We start from the raw sequence: 16826 nt of genomic DNA, 5'->3' as shown, positions 1-16826 counted from the left end.
CCTTTGCGGTGATGTGTATCACTCTCTCACTCCGCCCGTCCGGTGTCATCGGTCCGCGGTTCCGGAAGGAGCTCCGCCCACAGGTTCTCGGCCTGCAGCACCAGGGTCCCGAGGACCGCCGTCCGCGCCGGGCCCTGCCGGGCGGCGTCCTCCCGGAGCGCGTCCTGCAACCGCTCGTGCAGCTCCCGCATCCGGGCCGAGGCCCGCTCGTCCGGTTCCGACTCCGCGGCCGCGCCGGCCCGCTCCAGCCGGTCGGCCTCCGCGCGGCAGGTGTCCCCGATCAACTCCAGCAGTTCCCCGTACCGGCTGAGGACCGGATGGTCCGGCGCGGCGGGCGTCCGGTTCTCGTCGGTGGCCACGGACAGCGTCCGGGTCAGCGCCGTGACGTGCCCGGTGACGCGGCCGAGCCGTTCGTCCTCCTGCTCGGAGGGGAGCGCCACGGTCGGGGCCCGGTACAGGGTGCGCAGCAGCCCCGACGTGAGCCGCAGGCTCTCCCTGCTCCACCCGCGCGCCGATTCCAGCGCGTCCAGCCGGTGCTGCAGCCGCGCGGTGGCGGCCAGCCAGTCGGCGGCCGTCTGGCTGTCCCACTCGCCGTCCCGCAGGTCGGCGGCGACGGTGTGCAGCAGGTCACCGGTCTCCCGGGCGAGCCCGGCCAGGTTCTCCCGCACGTCGCGCAGGTGCACGGGCGGGAACACCAGCGCGTTGACCGCGACGCCGATCGCCGCGCCGAGCGCCGCCTGCCCCAGCCGGTGTCCCACGGCGACGGCGCTCACGGTGCCCGTCGCGATGGTGAACACCGCCGTGGTGGCCGCGTAGATGCCCTGGTCGCCGAAGCGCGGCCAGTTCGACAGCAGCACCAGCACGGGGATCGACAGCGCGAGCGCGCCCGTCGTGTCGCCGGTGATCGCCTGCGCCCCCGAGGCCACCAGGGCGCCCACGCAGATCGCGGCGAACTGCCGGCCCGCCTGGACCAGCGAGCTGTACACCGTCGCCTGCACCAGCACCAGCGCCACCCACGGCGCCATCAGCGCCATGGGGTCCTCGAGCCATTCCCGTGCCACCAGCCACGCCAGCAGGGCCGCCCCGGCGGCCTTCAGCGACTGGACGACCAGGTCCCGTTCCCGGCCCGGCCCGCGCCAGGCGGCCCGGGCCGCCCGGCCCACCGCCTGCGCCTCCCGCCGCACGGAGTCAGCCGTCCGCTGCAGCCGTCCCGGTCCCGCGGCGCCGTCCACCGCCACCCCCGTCCGTCTCGTACGCGTCATCGGCGTCCCGGTTTCCCCCGCCGGAGGGCGGTCACGCCAGGAGGCTGCCGGGCAGCGACGCCAGGAGGTGGGCCGGGTCGTCGTACACCGCGTCGGCACCCGCCTCTTCGAGGTCGGCGCGCGGGATCCCGCCGCACAGCACCGCGACGCTCCGCACCCCGGCCCGGCTCGCCGCCCGCATGTCCCAGACGGTGTCGCCGACGAACACGGCCCGCTCGGCGGGCACCCCGGCCAGTTCCAGGGCGTGCTCGACGGGTTCCGGCGCGGGCTTGCCCTCCTCGACGTCGTCGGCGCTCGCCGTGGCGGTGATCGCCTCGTCGGCGTCGATCGCCCGGCGCAGGGCACCGAGTTCCGCGCCGCCCGCCGAGGTGGCGAGCACCACCCGCCAGCCCTCCGCGTGCAGCCTCTTCAGCAGCGGCCCGGCCTCCGGCAGGGCGGGCAGCCGGTCGAAGAACTGCCCGTACAGCGCCTTGTGCGCGGCACTCAGCTCACCGTCCCGCTCCGGGTCCCGGTCCTCGCCCAGCACGTGCGCCACCAGGTCGCCCGAGGGCAGGCCGACGGCCCGGTGCAGGCGGTGCATGGGCACCTGGTGCCCGGCCTGCCGGAACGCCTCCCACCAGGCGGTGACGTGCAGGTGGTTGGTGTCCACCAGGGTGCCGTCGACGTCGAACACGGCGGCCCGTTCCATACGCGGGTCCTTTCTTCTCGGCGGCCTGACCGGGTACCACCTCAGGCGTCCGTCACTCCGGACGGCACCTTCCGCTCCCGGGTCCATGCCAGCAGGTCCTCCACGGGCCAGGTGGTCACCACCCGTTCGGGGGGCACCCCGCACTCCTCCGCGCGGGCGCAGCCGAGGATCTGCCAGTCCAGCTGACCGGGCGCGTGGGCGTCGGTGTCGACCGAGAACAGCACGCCGGCCGCCACCGCCCGGCGCAGCAGCCGGCGCGGCGGGTCGAGCCGTTCCGGCCGGCTGTTGATCTCCACGGCGGTGCCGGTCTCGGCGCAGGCGGCGAACACCTCGTCCGCGTCGAACTCGGACTCCGGCCGGCCGCGTCCGCTCAGCAGCCGCCCGGTGCAGTGCCCGAGGACGTCCGCGTGCGGGTTGCGGACGGCGGCCACCATCCGGCGCGTCATCGACCGCGCGTCCATCCGCAGTTTTGAGTGCACCGACACCACGACCACGTCGAGCCGCTCCAGCAGCCCGGGCTCCTGGTCGAGCGAGCCGTCCTCGAGGATGTCGCACTCGATGCCGGTGAGCAGCCGGAACGGCGCCCAGGTCCGGTTCAGGCGGGCCACCACCTCCAGTTGCTCCCGCAGCCGCTCCGGCGACAGCCCGCGGGCCACCGTCAGCCGCGGCGAGTGGTCGGTGAGGGCCGCCCACGCGTGGCCGAGTTCCGCGGCGGTGCGGCCCATCTCCTCGATCGGGCTGCCGCCGTCGGACCAGTCGGAGTGCAGGTGGCAGTCGCCGCGCATCAAGGCCCGCAGGTCCCGGCCCCGTTCCCCGTCGGGGGAGGGCCCGGCCGCCTCCTCCTCCAACGTGCGCAGGTAGTCGGGCACCCGGCCGTCCAGCGCCTCCCGGACCACCCGGGCGGTCTTCGGGCCGACCCCCTTCAGGGACTCCAGGCTGCCGGCGGCGGCCCGTTCCCGCACCGCCGCCGGGCCGATCCCGGTGAGCACCCGGGCGGCGGTGCGGAAGGCCCGCACCCGGTACGTCGGTGCCAGGGACCGCTCCAGCAGGAACGCGATGCGTTCCAGCGCCTCGACGGGATCCATGGCCACCTCCTGCGCCGCCTCCTGGCTCCAGGGTTGCCCAGGGCGGCGGCACCCGCACGGCGGAACGCGCGGTTTGCCCGGTGCCCGGCCGGGTACTGCGAGGCGTCGTCGTGTCCCCCGGCAGCCGAGGAGGCCCCGTGTCCGATCCCACCGCCCCGCACCGCCGGGCCGCCGTCGTCACCGGTGCCGACTCCGGCATCGGCCGTGCCACCGCCGTACGGCTGGCCGAGGCGGGGCTGGACGTCGGCATCACCTGGCACACCGACCGGGAGGGCGCCGAGGAGACGGCCGAGGAGGTGCGGGCGCACGGCCGGCGGGCCGAGACGGCGCCGATGGACCTCGGCCGGCTGCCCGCCGCGGCCCAGGCCGTCGACGACCTCGCCGACCGCCTGGGGAGGATCGACGTGCTGGTCAACAACGCCGGCACCGGCACCATGACGCCGTTCCTCGACCTGGACCACGACACCGTGCGCCACGTCCTCGACGTCGACCTGGTCGGCCCGTTCCTGTGCGGGCAGAAGGCGGCGCGGCACATGATCCGGCAGGGCGGCGGCGGGCGCATCGTGAACATCACCTCCGTCCACGAGCACCAGCCGCGGGTGGGCGCCGCGCCCTACTGCGCCGCCAAGGGCGGACTCGGCCTGCTCACCCAGGTGATGGCACTGGAACTGGCCGAACACGGCATCACCGTGAACGCCGTGGCCCCCGGCGAGATCGCCACGCCGATGACCGGCCAGGAGGACACCGACCCGCGCACCGAGCGCCGGCCCGGCATCCCCCTGGGCCGTCCGGGCGACGCCCGCGAGGTGGCCGCGGTCGTCGCCTTCCTCGCCGGACCGGACGCCTCCTACGTCACCGGCGCCTCGTGGAGCGTGGACGGCGGCATGCTCCGGATGGGACCCCAGGCCGGTTCGCACCTGCCGGGGGACGACTGGCGGCGCCCCTGAGAACGGCCCGGACCGCGGCCCGGGACCGGGCCGCGGGAAGCTCCGGCAGCGCGGCAGGGGAGTCCGCGGACCCGCGCTCCGGGGCTTTGCGCTCTACCCTCGATGCATGACGGAAAGTGCGAGCCCGTACATCTCCCACCCGCGGATCATGGTGCTCGGGGTGCAACCCGGCACCCCGCCGTTCCGGATCGTGGAGATCGACGGAGAGGTGGTCGGTGAGGCGAGAACGGTCACCGACGTGCTCCAGGCGGCGGCCGCCTTCGGGATCACGGTCCACGACCTGGACGACCCGGACGTGATCCGCTGGGTGGGCGGCGACAAGTTCACCTGGCGGGTGCGCGGCGGATAGCCGCGGACGCCCGCGGCAGCGGGCCGTCCCTCACGTCCCGGCCGGGGCGCGCTTCCCGCGCCGGGCGTGCACCGCGCGGCCGAGCCGCCGCCCCAGCAGCAGGTGACCGAGCAGGGCGCCCGTGGTGTTGAGGATGACGTCGTCGATGTCGAAGGCGCGGCCGGTGACCAGGGCCCCCTGGGCGAACTCCACGAGCAGCATCACCACGGCCGTCAGCAGCAGCACCCGCAGGAACGTCCGGGACCGCGGGGCCAGGACCGGTACCAGGACGCCGAACGGCACCCCCAGCAGGATGTTGCCGCCGACCTGGCGCACCGCGTCGCGCAGCGCGGGCTGGTCCAGGTAGGCGCGCAGGGAGTCCCCCGGACGCAGATTGGTGTGGATGAGCGCCTCCGACGCGGGGGAGGGCTGGAGCGTCAGCCGGGCCAGCACCACCGCGAAGGCGACCATGACGGCGAACGCGCACAGCATCACCGCCACCCGCACCGGCAGCGGCAGCGGACGGCTCCCGCTCCCGCTGCCGCCGGTGTCGTGCCCGGCCGGTGCGGGGCGTCGGCGCGACCTGGAGCGCACCCGGGGAGCGACACGGGCCATGAGGTCCTCCAGTCGTCAACCAGCCTGTGGGTAAGCCCTGTTACCCCGCGATCCGGTGTCCACGCCGGAGCCCGCGCGGAACCGGACACGGGGCCGGGTGGGCGGACGGGGCGTCAGTCGCCGTACGTCACGCGGACCGTCTCGAACCCCAGCGAGCGCAGCAGCCCTTCGAGCATGTCGGTGGTGTTCGTCTCGGCGCGGGCGGTCAGCCCGCTCTCCTTCGCCGCCGCGCCGATGTGCCGCACCGCCAGCTTCTGGACCGCCTGTTCGCTGTTGGGGTTGTCCGAGAAGAGGTCACCGAGCCGGTCCAGCAGGCCCCGCTGCTTGGAGACGGCGTAGGAGCGCTCCGGGTCGAGCGCCGGCGTGCCCAGGCGGGCGTGCGGCAGCCGCAGCGTCGCGGAGGTCCGCTCCTCGTCGACCCGGACGTCGTCCGGGCCCAGCGCGCCCAGGTCGACGTAGGCGTCCACGGTGCCCGCGCCCACGTACAGCGTGCGGCTGCCGCGCACCGCGTCGGGCAGGAACTTGGCGTCCTTCTCCAGGTCCACCACGACCTGGAAGTTCCCGGAGGCCGCGTCGTAGCGGCTGATGTCCTGGATCGACTCCAGCAGGGCGGGCCCGGAACGGTCCCGGGTCTCGGTGCCGAACAGGTCCTTGAGCCCGGGCAGCAGGCTCAGCCGGACACCGGCGAAGAGCACGGCCAGGATGAGCACCACCGCGGTCGTCACCTTGGCCCAGGCCGGGACCCGCCGGTGGAGGCGTCCGATCGGAGTCGTCATGGCGACGGCCCTCCTTCCTCCCCTCCGCATGCCCCCCGAATGGCGTGCCAGACAAGCGCGTTGGGGACCCGGTGGGCCCGCCGGGGGCACGAGGGGGCGCACGCGCCGGGGGCCGGCCGCCGGAAACCGGCCTCCCGACCGGACGTCCGCCGGAGCGGGCACCGGGCGCGTGGCGGGCGGGTGCTCCGCGCGTCGCGCCGGACGGGAGAGGGCCCACCGCACCGTGTCCCGCCGGGTGGTGTCACGCCGGGCCGGGCGTTCCGCCGGGTGTCACGCCGGGCCGGGCGTCCCGCCGGGACTCACACCGGACCGGACGTCGCCTCCGGCCGTTCCAGGGCCGCGTCCAGCGACGGGCGCGGGGGCAGGAGGCGGGACAGGCCGGTGATGCGGAGCATGCGCAGGGTCAGCGGGTGGGCGCACACGAGCCGCAGTTCGCCCCCGCCGTCCAGCACGTGGCGCCGCGCCCGGTACAGCAGGCGCAGGCCGGAACAGTCGAAGAACGTCACGAGGGTCAGGTCGATCACGACCCGGGTGTGCGGGACCGTCGTCACCGCGTCGAGGCGCGGGAGGATCTCGGCGGCGGCGGCGATGTCGATCTCGCCGCGGAACTCCAGCACCGTGTGCCCCCGGTCCCGGTGGACACGTAAGTGCCGGGTCGGCCGTGCCGGTTCCTGCTGCACTGCGCCCTCGCCTCCAGACTGGTCCGTCGGAGCGGCAGCCGCCCTCAACGCCGGTTCCCACGCTGCAAGTTAACCGCGAACGAGCGAATCTGAGCATGTTCGACTGACATATGTCGTCGAATTGCGACCGAGTTCACCGACCGGTACGCGCGTCGCCGACTGAAGTCGCCCGCCCGGGACAGGTGTTCCGGTACCGGCCGGGGCAGGGCGCCCCGTGCCCCCGGACCCCTCGCGGAGGAGACATGGCACTGGTGAACGCGGGCGTGGTGGTGCTCGACTGCGCCGAGCCCGAGAAACTGGCGGAGTTCTACAAGGAGTTGCTGGAGGCGGAGGAGGTCGCCGCGAACGCCAACCGGGTGGAGGTGCGGGCCGCCGACGGCTTCCGGCTGGCCCTGCGCCGCGACGTCAACGCGACCGCTCCGAGCTGGCCGCGCCCGGAGAACTCGCTCCAGGTGCACCTGGAGTTCGTCGTGGAGGACCTCGACGCCGTGGAACGCCGGATCGTGAGCCTCGGCGGACGGCCGATGGAGGCCGGTGACGCCGGGAGCCCGCTTCAGGAGCGGGGCTACGCCGACCCGGCCGGACATTCCTTCACCCTGCGCCACGGGGCACCGACCGCCCCCAAGCAGGGCTGAAACCCGCTCGTCCCGCGCGCCGCCCGGCCCCGGCCCGGTCCGCCGCCGGGAGGGCACAGTCGTGTGGGGCGGCCGGAGCCGTTCTCCGGCCGCCCCACACGCGGCAGTACGGCGCCCCGCGGTCAGTCGCGCCCGCCCTTGCCCTGGGCCGGCCACGTGCCCGTGGAGCGTTCGATGGCGGTGGCTCCCGCGCGGTCCACCGCGCTGCGGACCACCGCGAAGATGGCGCCTTGGATGGCCGCGGCCAGCAGGATCTCGCCCCAGCGGCGGTCCCGGTCCAGCGCGTCCGGCGCGTCGTCCTCGTGCCGGATCAGCTTCCAGGTCTTCTGGAACGCGAGCCCCGCCACGGTGCCGCTGGTCCAGCCCAGGGCGAAACCGATGGGCTTGTAGGCCATGGGCAGCTTCTTCTTGCTCTTCTTCTTCGCCACGTCGCTCTCCTGCCGTCGCTTGCGTTCGCTCTGATGGGGGATCCGGTCCGGCGGTCCGCCGGTCGGGTACGGGTTCCGGCGGTCCGGGCCGGTTCCGGTGGTCGTCGGGCCGGGCGCGGGCCCGGGGTCAGGGGCGGCCCAGCGCGGGCACCTCCTCGTCCGCGCGCACCGGCCCGGGCGGGGTGCCGTCGCCGAACGGCCGTCCGCCCAGCTCCTCCCGGTGGTGCGGCGTCAGCCAGCCCGCGAGGTCGGGACCCGCGGGCACGATGCCGGACGGGTTGATCCCGGTGTGCACCTGGTAGTAGTGCCGCTTGATGTGGTCGAAGTCGACGGTGTCCCCGAAACCCGGCGTCTGGAACAGGTCGCGGGCGTAGGCCCACAGCACCTCGTTCTCCGCGAGCTTCCAGCGGTTGCACTTGAAGTGGCCGTGGTACACCGCGTCGAACCGCACCAGCGTGGTGAACAGCCGGATGTCGGCCTCGGTGATGCTGTCCCCGACCAGGTAGCGCCGCCGCTCCAGCCGCCCGGCCAGTTCCTCCAGACGGCGGAACACGTCCTCGTGGGCGGCTTCGTACTCCTGCTGGCCGGTGGCGAAGCCCGCCCGGTACACGCCGTTGTTGACGTCGCGGAAGACACCGTCCATGACCTCGTCGATCTCGTCCCGGAGGTCCGCCGGGTACAGGTCGGGCGCCCCCGGGCGGTGCAGCGCGGTCCACTCGGTGGCCAGGTCGAGGGTGATCTGCTGGTAGTCGTTGGTGACCAGCATGCCGCTGGGCACGTCCACGACCGCGGGCACGCTCACCCCGCCGGGGTAGTCCGTCTCGCGCCGGTCGTACGCCTCGCTCAGGTACCGGATCCCCAGCACCGGGTCCCGGCCGTCCGGGTCCAGGGTGAACCGCCAGCTGCGGTCGTCCTGGATCGGGTCGGTGACGGCCAGCGACAGCGCGTCCTCCAGTCCGAGCAGCCGCCGGGACACCAGGGCCCGGCTCGCCCACGGGCACGCACGGCTGACCACGAGCCGGTAGCGGCCGGCCTCCACCGGGTACCCGTCCCGGCCGTCGGCGGTGATCCGGTCCGCGAAGTGGGCCCTGGACCGCTTGAACGCCTTCCTGCCGTAGGCGCTGTTGCCGTCGCCCCGGTCGTCACGGCTCATGTGTCTCCTCCTCGCCCGTCGGGATGCCGGACTGTACGTCCCCCTGACCGCGTTCCCCGTTTTACGCGGTCGGCACGGTGTGCCGTGGGCCGACCGGGGCAATCGCCCAGCGTGACTACACGATCGGATCGCAGAACCCGGATCACCGTCCTGGTGGCGCTCGCCGCCAATCTGGTGATCGCGGTGGCCAAGGCCGTCGGCGGCGTCCTCGCCGCGTCCCCCGCGCTGCTGTCGGAGGCCGCCCACTCGGTGGCCGACAGCCTCAACGAGGTGTTCCTCCTGGCGGCGCTGCGCCGCAGCAGCCGCCCGCCGGACCGGCGCCACCCGTTCGGCTACGGCAAGGAGCGGTACTTCTGGTCGCTGCTCGCCGCCGTCGGCATCTTCGTGATGGGCGGCTGCTTCTCGTTCTACCAGGGCGTCAGCGCCCTCGGCGGCGACGGCGGGGAGGACCGCGAGGGGTACGTGGCCGGGCTGGTCGTCCTCGGCGTGGCCCTGCTCGCCGAGGGCGGCTCGCTGCTGCGGGCGCTGTACCAGGTGCGCCGCCAGGGCGGGACGGGCCAGGGCATGCGCGACCCGGCCCTGCGCACGGTCGTCGCGGAGGACGGCACCGCCGTGGTGGGCGTCTGCCTCGCCATCGCCGGCATGGCGCTGCACATGACCACCGGGGACGTGGTGTGGGAGGCGGCCGCCTCGCTCGCCATCGGCCTGCTGCTGGTCTACGTGGCCTACCGGCTCGGACGCGAGGCCCGTGACCGGCTCATCGGCGAGGCGGCCGACCCGGAGGCGAGCGAGCGGATCCGGGAACTGCTGCGGGCCCAGCCGGAGATCGACAGCGTCGAGGCGCTGCTGACCATGCAGACGGGCCTCGACAGCGTCCTCGTCGCCGCCAGGGTCGACCTCGTCCCCGGGATGGACAGCGAGCGGGTGGAGGAGGTCGCCGTCCGCATCAAGCGGTCCGTCGCCGCGGCGGTCCCCGAGGCGGAGCAGATCTTCCTGGACGTGACCGACCGGGGCGCACCGGAGGCGCGGGAGGCATGGGAGAGCCCCGCCGCGACGGGGGAGCGCGGCGGGGCCTGAGGCTCGGGTGCCCGGTGACCGGGCGCTTCATGCACCGGGCGGCGGCCCTTCTCCCGGGGCCGGCCCGGACGGCACCGCGACCGGCTCCGGTGCGGTGCGCATCCCGGCGGCCCCGGCCCCCGGTGGCCGCGAGGCCGGACCGTGCCGTCAGCCCGCGTCGGCCGGCTCCAGCACGAAGACGGGGATCTCCCGGTCCGTCTTCTGCTGGTACTCGGCGTACGGCGGAAACGCCTCGACGGCGCGCTTCCACCACTCGGCCTTCTCCTCCCCGGTGACCTCACGGGCCGTCATGTCCTGCCGGACGGGGCCGTCCTGGAGCTCGACGAGGGGGTGCGCCTTGATGTTGTGGTACCAGACCGGGTGCTGGGGAGCCCCGCCCAGGGAGGCGACCGCCGCGTAGCGGCCCTCGTGCTCGACCCGCATCACCGGGGTCTTGCGCAACTTGCCGCTCCGGGCGCCCAGCGTGGTGAGCACGACCACGGGCCGACCCGTGTCGCGGAGCGTCGTGCCCTTCGTCCCGCCCGAGCTCTCGTACAACTCGACCTGTTCGCGCACCCATTGAGTCGGGCTGGGTTCGTACTCGCCCTCGAGAGGCATGGCCTTGGTCCCATCGTCGTGTCGTCTGCGGCGGATCCGGCGGGGGCCGCCGCACGTTCTCCTGCGGCAACACCGGTGTCCGGTGCCGTCATTCCTCGTCCGACAGTGTCGTGCCGACGCGGTCCGCCGCGTGCGTCCGCCGCTCCGTCGGCGTGTCAGGCCCCTCCCGGTGCCGACGCGGTGTGGACGGCCAGGACGACCGTCACCCCGCTGGCCACGAGCGCGGTCACCAGGCGTCCCCGGCGGCCGGTGAGCGCGCGGCCCAGCAGGGCGCCGCCCCCGGCGAGCAGGACCTGCCAGCTCGCCGACGCGGCAAGGGCCGCCGCCACGAACACGCCCTGCTCCGGCACACCGGCCGCCCTGCCCTCCTGCGCGCCGAGCACCAGGGCGGCGAAGTAGAGCACCGTGGCCGGGTTGAGCAGCGTGATGCCGAGCAGCTCCAGGTACGCCCGGACCGGGCCCGGGGAGGTGGCCGGAAGACGGCCGGGCGAGACCTCGGCCCGGTACCGCCGCAGGCCGTCGGCCGCACCCCGGACCGCCAGGGTCAGCAGCACCAGGACGCAGATCCAGCGCAGCGGTCCGGTCACCGGGCGGAGGGCGTCCGCCAGGGCGCTGCCGCCGACGGTGGCGGCGAGGGCGTAGAGACCGTCGGCGGTGGCGACGCCGAGGGCGGCGCACACGGCGGTGCGCAGGGGAGTGCGGGAGGACAGGGAGACGAGGTGGGCCCCGACGGCGCCGACCGGTACGGCGATGCCGTATCCGGCGAGCAGCCCCGCGAGCAGGGCGGCCGTCATGACCGGACGGCGGCCGGCCCTCCGCTGCGGACGCCCTGCTGTCGGCGCGTCGCGAGGACGTCGGCGACGGGCGGGAGCGGGCGGCGGATCGCAGTCATGGCAGGATCCTGGGGCCCGCCGCCCGGGGCCGTCCATCGGTTTTCCGCGGGGCCGCGGCGCCCCGGGGGGCCGGCGGCCCCCCGGGGGCGGCGGTGCCCCCGGGCGCCGACGGGCGGTGCCGGGGCGGCCCGTAGGCTTTCCGGGTGACCGATCAGGGCGAGAAGCGTGCGGACCCCTTCCTCTACGTCGTCGTCTGCGCGGCCGGTGTCGCCTCGGGCGTGGACGAACTGATCACCGCCGCCCAGCGGCGCGGGTGGGAGGTCGGGGTGTTCGCCACGCCGGCCGCGATGAACGGCTTCTTCGACACGGACGCCGTCCGGGAACGGACCGGCCGTCCCATCCGGTCCGCGTGGCGCAGCCCCGGTGAGCCGCGGCCCTTCCCGGACCCGGACGCGGTCGTGGTCGCGCCCGCCACCTTCAACACGCTCAACAAGTGGGCGGCCGGCATCGCCGACACCCTCGCCCTGGGCACTCTCTGCGAGGCCGTCGGTCTCGGTGTGCCCGTCGCCGTGCTGCCCTGCGTGGGGGAGGCGCTGGCCGCACACCCCGCCCACCGGGAGAGCCTCGGCCGGCTGGCCGGCATGGGGGTGCGCTTCGGCGAGCCGTACGCGGACGGGGCGACGGCGGGCGGACCGCGGGAGTTCCGGTGGGAACGGGCACTGGATCTCCTGCCCTTTCCCGGGGTGCGTCCGGCGACCGGATGAACGCATCCGCGGCAATTCGGTGCCGGATTACGCATTGACTTTCTGTCAAAAGGTGGCGCGGGTACGGGAAAAGCACGAAGCGGCAGAATCCCTTGTTACCTCTGGGGGCCTGTGCAAAGGTGAGTGCCGTCGGCGCGCGGACCATCCTCTTTCCCTGCGCGCGTCAGGCCGGTCCCCTGCGTCAGTCGCGCTCCACAAGAGTGCCGTCGGGCGCATGTTCGACATATGTTCGACATCCTGAGTTCCGTGCGGATGAATTCCGCCGCGCTGTCGGCAAAGGCCCCTGCCGATTGGTACGGACCTCGTGCCCCGCCCGTCCCGAGAGGAATGCAGCCGTGAAGGAAGCCGGCGTGTGGAATTCCCCGGCCCCGTCCCGTCCGTCCGGCCCCACGGACGAGCAGCTGAGCGACGAGCTCAGGAAATGGACGGGCGGCACGCCCGCGGTCCAGCCGGTCGGCGAACTCCTCGACCGGCACTGGGAGGCCGCCTTCACCTACGCGCGGCTGTGCACGGACGGCCCCGGCCCGGCGGGCATGCTCACCACCGCCGCGTTCACCCGGCTGTTCGGCGAGACCCTGCGGCACCACGGCCCCGCCTTCGCCTGGCGGCCGCACCTGCTGGTCACCGTGCGCCGGATCGCCGCCGAGTGGGAGGGCGACCACCGGCGCGCCTCGCTGCACCCCGACCTCACCGCCGCGTCCCGTGACGGCACCCGGCCGGCCGCCCTGCTGCCGCCGCCCGAACGCCGCCTGCTGTCCGGGGCGTTCCAGCGGCTGCCGCAGTCCGCCCGCTGTCTGCTGTGGCACGCCGAGGCCGAGTCCGAACCGCTCGACGTGCCCGCCCTGCTGCTCGGCCTGGACACGGAGGGCGCCCGCGTCGAACGGGACCGCGCCCGCGACCGGCTGCGCGAGGAATGCCTGCAACTCCACCGCGAACTCGCCCCCGGCACCGAGTGCCGCAACTACCAGCGGATGCTGGACGTCACCTGCCGGCGCGCGCACGCCGCCGTCGATCCGGACCTCGCCGCCCACCTGGACGGCTGCACGCACTGCCGGCACACGGCCGACCAGCTGAGCCGCTTCCCCGACGGGCTCGGCACGGCCCTCGCCGAGGCGGTCCTCGGCTGGGGCGCGCGGCCCTACGCGGAGAGCCGGGCACGAGCCGCCGGGCCGGGCACCGCCCGGGTGCCCGCGCCCGGGCGGGCGGCCGAAGCCGCCCTCCTCGGCCTGCCCAGCCGGCCGGACACCGGCACGCCCCCGCCGCCCGCCGGCCTCCCCGGCGAAGGGCCCGTCGACGGCGCCCCCTCCTCCCCGGCTCCCCGCGCGCGACGCCGCACCGGCCCGCGTCCCGGCGGCGCCCCGGCGGGAGCCGGCTCCCGTGCCGCACGGAAGGCCGCCCGCCGGGCCACACGGCGCCGCCACCTCGCCGCCGGCGCCCTCACCGTCACAGCCGTGGTCGTCCTCCCGCTGGTGCTGTGGTCCGCGGCCGGATCGGACGAGGACACAACCGGGCGGGACGCCGCCGCCCGCCCCTCGGCGCCGGCGGAGGACGGCCGGGACGGCGACGGGGGCGGGACGTCCCGGGCCGGCGCCGAGGGAGGGGCCGTCGAGGGAGCGTTGCGCGGGCGGCTGCACAACAGCGCCTCGGACCTGTGCGTCGCGGTCGTCGGCGACCGGGCCGCCGAGGACGCCGAAACCGAGCTGACCGCCTGTTCCTCGGCGGCCGTGCAGCAGTGGACGTACGAGCGGGACGGGCTGCTGCGCAACGTCACCCGGCCCGATCTGTGCCTGGACTCGCGCCTCGGCTACGCCGTCCGGCTCGCTGCCTGCGCCGACGCGACGGGGGGCCGGGCCGGGTCCATGCGGTACGACTTCACCGTGCGGGGCGCCCTCATCCCGCGCTCCGACCAGCGCCTCGCCCTCGCCCCCGCCGCCACCGACGGCTCGGGCGCCCTCGTCCTGAAGAACCGTACCGACGACGACCCGCAGCGCTGGACCCTGGACGACGCCGCGCCCGACCTCCGGATGAAGGCCGTCACCTGGGACAGCGAGGTCACCGGCCCCTCCGCGTCCCCCGCCGGGAGCCCCGTCCCCCCGGCCGCCGCGCCGGCCCCTGCGGCACCGGCTCCGAGCACCACCGCGCCGCGGCCGGCACCGTCCGGCACGGGCTGCGCCGACGGCCGCGCGTGCGCGGAGGACGGCCGTGCGGAGGCCGGCGGCCACGGCTACGGGGACGGCGGCCGCGGCCACCACGACCGCGACGGCCACCGGTACGACGGCCGTTGCCGATAGCCTCCCGGCCGGCCGTCCTCACCGCAGCGGCGGCTCGGCCGGCACACCCGGAGCCCGGGCGAGGGCGCGCCGGGCGCGACGGGGCACGGGCGCGGTGAACGGCGGTACGGCCGGCCTGCCCCGAGGAGCCCGGCCGGTGTCCCGGTGCCCTCAGGCGGTGTCGCCCAGCACCGCCAGCTCGGCCCAGATGGTCTTGCCGTCGGCGGTGTGCCGGCTGCCCCAGCGCTGGGTGAGCTGGGCGACCAGGAGCAGCCCCCGGCCGCCCTCGTCCCACGTCTTGGCCCGGCGCAGGTGCGGCGCGGTGTGACTGGTGTCGGACACCTCGCAGATCAACGTGTTCGCGTCATGGATGAGCCGCAGCCGGATGGGCGGGGCGCCGTACCGGATGGCGTTGGTGACCAGCTCGCTCACCACCAGTTCGGCGGTGAACGACGCCTCCGTCAGCGACCAGGCGGCCAGCTGCTCCAGGACCTGCTTGCGGATCGGGGCGACGAGCGCCGGGTCGGCGGGGATGTCCCAGGTCGCCACCTGCGCCGACGGCAGCCCCCGGGTACGGGCCAGCAGCAGGGCCACGTCGTCGGCGGTGCCGCCCGGGGTCAGCAGGGTGTGCAGGACCCGGTCGCACGCCTCGTCGAGCGAACCGGTGGCCGCCCGCGACAGCGCCTCGCGGAGCAGGGCGCGCCCCGTGTCGGAGTCCCGGCCCCGCGTCTCCACCAGCCCGTCGGTGTAGAAGCCCAGCACGCTGCCCTCGGCCAGCTCCAGTTCGGCGGACTCGAAGGGCAGCCCGCCCAGGCCCAGCGGCGGGCCGTGCGGCAGGTCGATCTCCCGCGGCGGCCCGCCGTCGGGGCAGATCAGCACGGGCGGCGGGTGCCCGGCCCGGGCCAGCGTGCAGCGCCGGGACACCGGGTCGTACACCGCGTACAGGCAGGTCGCGCCGACCTCGCCGGGGGTACCGTCGGTGCCGGACTCCTGGGACAGGTGCAGGACCAGGTCGTCGAGGTGGGTGAGCAGTTCCTCGGGAGCGAGGTCGATGTCGGCGAGGGTGCGCACGGCGGTGCGCAGCCGGCCCATGGTCGCCGACGCCTGGATGCCGTGGCCGACGACGTCCCCGACGACCATGGCGACGCGCATCCCGGACAGCGGGATCACGTCGAACCAGTCGCCCCCCACCCCGGACCGCGCGGCCGGCAGGTAGCGGCTGGCCGCGTCCAGCGCGGCCGTGTGCGGCAGGTGACGGGGGAGCAGGCTGCGCTGCAGGGTCAGGGTGGTCTCCCGCTCGCGGGAGTAGCGGCGGGCGTTGTCGATGCAGACGGCCGCGCGCGCGGTGACCTCCTCGGCCAGCAGCACGTCGTCGTGGGTGAAGGGGTCCGGGTGCCGGAACCGGGTGAACGCGGCGACGCCGAGCGTGGTGCCGCGGGCCTGCAGGGGCACCGACATCATCGAGTGGACGCCGTGCTGCCGGACCTGGCTCGCCCGGGCCCGGTCCACCGCCAGCCACGGGTCCAGGTCGCCGGAATCCACCGACGCCACGATGCTGTGGCCGGCGATCAGCGAGTCGGCCTGCGGCGCGGCCGACGGGTAGACGACCACCTGGCCGGTGTCGGCCACCGACTCGGGGCTGCCCGGCGTGCGGGAGTGGTGCGCGACCCGGCGCAGCGACACCGGGGCGGTGAGCGGACCGGACGGGTCCTCGCCCGGCTCCGGGGGATCCAGCAGGTCGACGCTGACGAAGTCGGCCAGGGCGGGCACGCAGACCTCGGCCAGCTCCTGCGCCGTACGGGTCACGTCCAGGGTGGTGCCGATGCGCATGCTGGCCTCGTTGACCAGCATCAGCCGTTCCCGTGACTGGTACTGCTCGGTGAAGTCGTGGGCCGTCACGCAGACGCCCCGCACCCGGCCCGAGTCGTCGGTGAGCGGCGCGAGCCGGGCCAGCCAGGCGTGCGCGCGGCGCTCCCCGGTGGCCTTCATGTACGTCTGCATGTCGTGCCCGCGGCCGGTCCGCAGCACCGTGGTGAGGTGCTGCTCCAGCTCGGCGTGCTGGGTGCGGCCGCCCACCTCGGTGGGCCGCAGCCCGCGCAGGTGGTCGGCGGGCAGCCCGAGGAGGTCCGCCATGGCGTCGTTGACGCCCCGCAGGCGCAGGGACCGGTCGAAGACCATGGTGGCGCACGGGGACTGGAAGACCGCCGCCCGGACCAGCGGGTCGTCGGGCAGCTCCCGGTCGCCGGTGTCCAGCGGGGTGACGGCGAGCCAGTCGTCGGCGCCGCCTTCCTCCGGGAACCTCCGGTGGGCGAGCACCCAGACGGTCACGGTGCCGCCGTCCCGGTGCCGCAGGGTCACCGTGCCGTCCCAGCGGGCCTCGTCGGCGGGCCGGGGCATGCGGGCCCCGTCGGCCAGGAGGGCGGCGACGGGGCGGCCGACGACCTCCTCGGCCGTGTGTCCCAGGAGGACCCGGGCCCCTTCGTTCCACTGCGTGAGCGTCCCGTCGGCGGCGATGACGGCCCGGGCCGTCACGGAATCGTCGAACGGGTCGTCCGGCTTCATCGTCGCCACTCCATCGCGCAATCGCGCACGCTCACCGTGAGCTGGTGCCTCGCCTGGGGTCCAGCCTAGAGCCTGGAGGGCCGATCCCGCCGCACACGGGGGGCCGGGCAGGCCGGGGGCCCGCGG

The 16826-nt window shown here is 75.3% G+C and carries 17 protein-coding genes; 6 read left to right on the top strand and 11 right to left on the bottom strand.

All coding sequences use genetic code 11. From position 1 onward, the window contains the following. Nucleotides 1-26: 26 nt before the first annotated feature. From ACSU53_RS01580 to ACSU53_RS01570, 3 genes are read right to left on the bottom strand one after another with little or no spacing between them, the layout of a single operon-like run. Entirely contained in the window at nt 27-1262 is a 1236-nt protein-coding gene (locus tag ACSU53_RS01580; protein WP_437024405.1) for an FUSC family protein, read from the bottom strand. Between the two features lie 31 nt (nt 1263-1293). Then, complete coding sequence (locus tag ACSU53_RS01575; RefSeq protein WP_437024404.1) at nt 1294-1950, bottom strand: HAD family hydrolase; 657 nt, start codon at nt 1948-1950, stop codon at nt 1294-1296. A 41-nt stretch (nt 1951-1991) separates the two neighbouring features. Next, nucleotides 1992-3035 carry a PHP domain-containing protein gene (locus ACSU53_RS01570; protein ID WP_437024403.1) on the bottom strand — a complete coding sequence of 348 codons (1044 nt, stop codon included), beginning with the start codon at nt 3033-3035 and terminating at the stop codon, nt 1992-1994. Between the two features lie 137 nt (nt 3036-3172). On the opposite strand from ACSU53_RS01570, the gene ACSU53_RS01565 reads away from it, so the two are divergent. Next, entirely contained in the window at nt 3173-3982 is an 810-nt protein-coding gene (locus ACSU53_RS01565) for an SDR family oxidoreductase (protein WP_437024402.1), read from the top strand. Between the two features lie 106 nt (nt 3983-4088). Then, on the top strand, nt 4089-4331 hold the full coding sequence (locus ACSU53_RS01560; RefSeq protein WP_437024401.1) for a hypothetical protein: 243 nt from the start codon (nt 4089-4091) through the stop codon (nt 4329-4331). 30 nt (nt 4332-4361) lie between these two features. Here ACSU53_RS01560 and ACSU53_RS01555 read toward each other — a convergent pair whose 3' ends face one another. The 3 genes from ACSU53_RS01555 to ACSU53_RS01545 form a co-directional block, all read right to left on the bottom strand. Beyond that, nucleotides 4362-4925, bottom strand: coding sequence for a VanZ family protein (locus tag ACSU53_RS01555; RefSeq protein WP_437024400.1), 564 nt, complete (start codon nt 4923-4925; stop codon nt 4362-4364). Nucleotides 4926-5038: 113 nt separating this feature from the next. Beyond that, nucleotides 5039-5701, bottom strand: coding sequence for a DUF4230 domain-containing protein (locus tag ACSU53_RS01550; protein WP_437024399.1), 663 nt, complete (start codon nt 5699-5701; stop codon nt 5039-5041). Nucleotides 5702-6000: 299 nt separating this feature from the next. Beyond that, nucleotides 6001-6381 (bottom strand): anti-sigma factor antagonist, encoded by a 381-nt coding sequence (locus ACSU53_RS01545; protein ID WP_437024398.1) that lies wholly within the window; start codon nt 6379-6381, stop codon nt 6001-6003. A 242-nt stretch (nt 6382-6623) separates the two neighbouring features. Here ACSU53_RS01545 and ACSU53_RS01540 point away from each other — a divergent pair, with 242 nt between their 5' ends. Next, nucleotides 6624-7016 (top strand): VOC family protein, encoded by a 393-nt coding sequence (locus ACSU53_RS01540; RefSeq protein ID WP_437024397.1) that lies wholly within the window; start codon nt 6624-6626, stop codon nt 7014-7016. Nucleotides 7017-7138: 122 nt separating this feature from the next. Here the strand turns inward: ACSU53_RS01540 and ACSU53_RS01535 are convergent, their stop codons facing one another. Together ACSU53_RS01535 and ACSU53_RS01530 are read right to left on the bottom strand one after the other, a co-directional pair. Then, nucleotides 7139-7411: a DUF4235 domain-containing protein gene (locus tag ACSU53_RS01535; protein WP_437032971.1), complete on the bottom strand. Its 273-nt coding sequence runs from the start codon at nt 7409-7411 to the stop codon at nt 7139-7141. A 160-nt stretch (nt 7412-7571) separates the two neighbouring features. Further along, the gene (locus ACSU53_RS01530) at nt 7572-8597 is read right to left on the bottom strand and encodes a glutathione S-transferase family protein (protein WP_437024396.1); all 1026 of its coding nucleotides are present in this window, start codon (nt 8595-8597) and stop codon (nt 7572-7574) included. 111 nt (nt 8598-8708) lie between these two features. Between ACSU53_RS01530 and ACSU53_RS01525 the strand changes: the two genes are divergently transcribed. Continuing rightward, complete coding sequence (locus tag ACSU53_RS01525; protein WP_437024395.1) at nt 8709-9674, top strand: cation diffusion facilitator family transporter; 966 nt, start codon at nt 8709-8711, stop codon at nt 9672-9674. A 147-nt stretch (nt 9675-9821) separates the two neighbouring features. Here ACSU53_RS01525 and ACSU53_RS01520 read toward each other — a convergent pair whose 3' ends face one another. Continuing rightward, a complete protein-coding gene (locus ACSU53_RS01520; RefSeq protein ID WP_437024394.1) occupies nt 9822-10271 on the bottom strand; it encodes a nitroreductase family deazaflavin-dependent oxidoreductase in 450 nt (149 codons plus the stop codon). Between the two features lie 155 nt (nt 10272-10426). After that, nucleotides 10427-11065 carry a LysE family transporter gene (locus ACSU53_RS01515; RefSeq protein WP_437024393.1) on the bottom strand — a complete coding sequence of 213 codons (639 nt, stop codon included), beginning with the start codon at nt 11063-11065 and terminating at the stop codon, nt 10427-10429. A 242-nt stretch (nt 11066-11307) separates the two neighbouring features. On the opposite strand from ACSU53_RS01515, the gene ACSU53_RS01510 reads away from it, so the two are divergent. Together ACSU53_RS01510 and ACSU53_RS01505 are read left to right on the top strand one after the other, a co-directional pair. Beyond that, on the top strand, nt 11308-11868 hold the full coding sequence (locus tag ACSU53_RS01510) for a flavoprotein (RefSeq protein ID WP_437024392.1): 561 nt from the start codon (nt 11308-11310) through the stop codon (nt 11866-11868). Between the two features lie 335 nt (nt 11869-12203). After that, nucleotides 12204-14159 (top strand): ricin-type beta-trefoil lectin domain protein, encoded by a 1956-nt coding sequence (locus ACSU53_RS01505; RefSeq protein ID WP_437024391.1) that lies wholly within the window; start codon nt 12204-12206, stop codon nt 14157-14159. Nucleotides 14160-14309: 150 nt separating this feature from the next. Here the strand turns inward: ACSU53_RS01505 and ACSU53_RS01500 are convergent, their stop codons facing one another. Then, nucleotides 14310-16700, bottom strand: coding sequence for a SpoIIE family protein phosphatase (locus ACSU53_RS01500; protein ID WP_437024390.1), 2391 nt, complete (start codon nt 16698-16700; stop codon nt 14310-14312). Nucleotides 16701-16826 lie beyond the last annotated feature (126 nt).

Source organism: Streptomyces sp. enrichment culture, assembly GCF_964273255.1.
Lineage (GTDB): Bacteria > Actinomycetota > Actinomycetes > Streptomycetales > Streptomycetaceae > Streptomyces.
The sequence above is the reverse complement of the archived record's forward strand: the minus strand, read 5'-3'. Positions and strand labels throughout refer to the sequence as shown.

What these genes read in the sequence shown, in the direction of transcription:
- ACSU53_RS01580 (WP_437024405.1), bottom strand. Translation starts at nt 1,262, where the DNA reads ATGACGCGTACGAGACGGACGGGGGTGGCGGTGGACGGCGCCGCGGGA.
- ACSU53_RS01575 (WP_437024404.1), bottom strand. Translation starts at nt 1,950, where the DNA reads ATGGAACGGGCCGCCGTGTTCGACGTCGACGGCACCCTGGTGGACACC.
- ACSU53_RS01570 (WP_437024403.1), bottom strand. Translation starts at nt 3,035, where the DNA reads ATGGATCCCGTCGAGGCGCTGGAACGCATCGCGTTCCTGCTGGAGCGG.
- ACSU53_RS01560 (WP_437024401.1), top strand. Translation starts at nt 4,089, where the DNA reads ATGACGGAAAGTGCGAGCCCGTACATCTCCCACCCGCGGATCATGGTG.
- ACSU53_RS01555 (WP_437024400.1), bottom strand. Translation starts at nt 4,925, where the DNA reads ATGGCCCGTGTCGCTCCCCGGGTGCGCTCCAGGTCGCGCCGACGCCCC.
- ACSU53_RS01550 (WP_437024399.1), bottom strand. Translation starts at nt 5,701, where the DNA reads ATGACGACTCCGATCGGACGCCTCCACCGGCGGGTCCCGGCCTGGGCC.
- ACSU53_RS01540 (WP_437024397.1), top strand. Translation starts at nt 6,624, where the DNA reads ATGGCACTGGTGAACGCGGGCGTGGTGGTGCTCGACTGCGCCGAGCCC.
- ACSU53_RS01535 (WP_437032971.1), bottom strand. Translation starts at nt 7,411, where the DNA reads ATGGCCTACAAGCCCATCGGTTTCGCCCTGGGCTGGACCAGCGGCACC.
- ACSU53_RS01530 (WP_437024396.1), bottom strand. Translation starts at nt 8,597, where the DNA reads ATGAGCCGTGACGACCGGGGCGACGGCAACAGCGCCTACGGCAGGAAG.
- ACSU53_RS01520 (WP_437024394.1), bottom strand. Translation starts at nt 10,271, where the DNA reads ATGCCTCTCGAGGGCGAGTACGAACCCAGCCCGACTCAATGGGTGCGC.
- ACSU53_RS01515 (WP_437024393.1), bottom strand. Translation starts at nt 11,065, where the DNA reads ATGACGGCCGCCCTGCTCGCGGGGCTGCTCGCCGGATACGGCATCGCC.
- ACSU53_RS01500 (WP_437024390.1), bottom strand. Translation starts at nt 16,700, where the DNA reads ATGAAGCCGGACGACCCGTTCGACGATTCCGTGACGGCCCGGGCCGTC.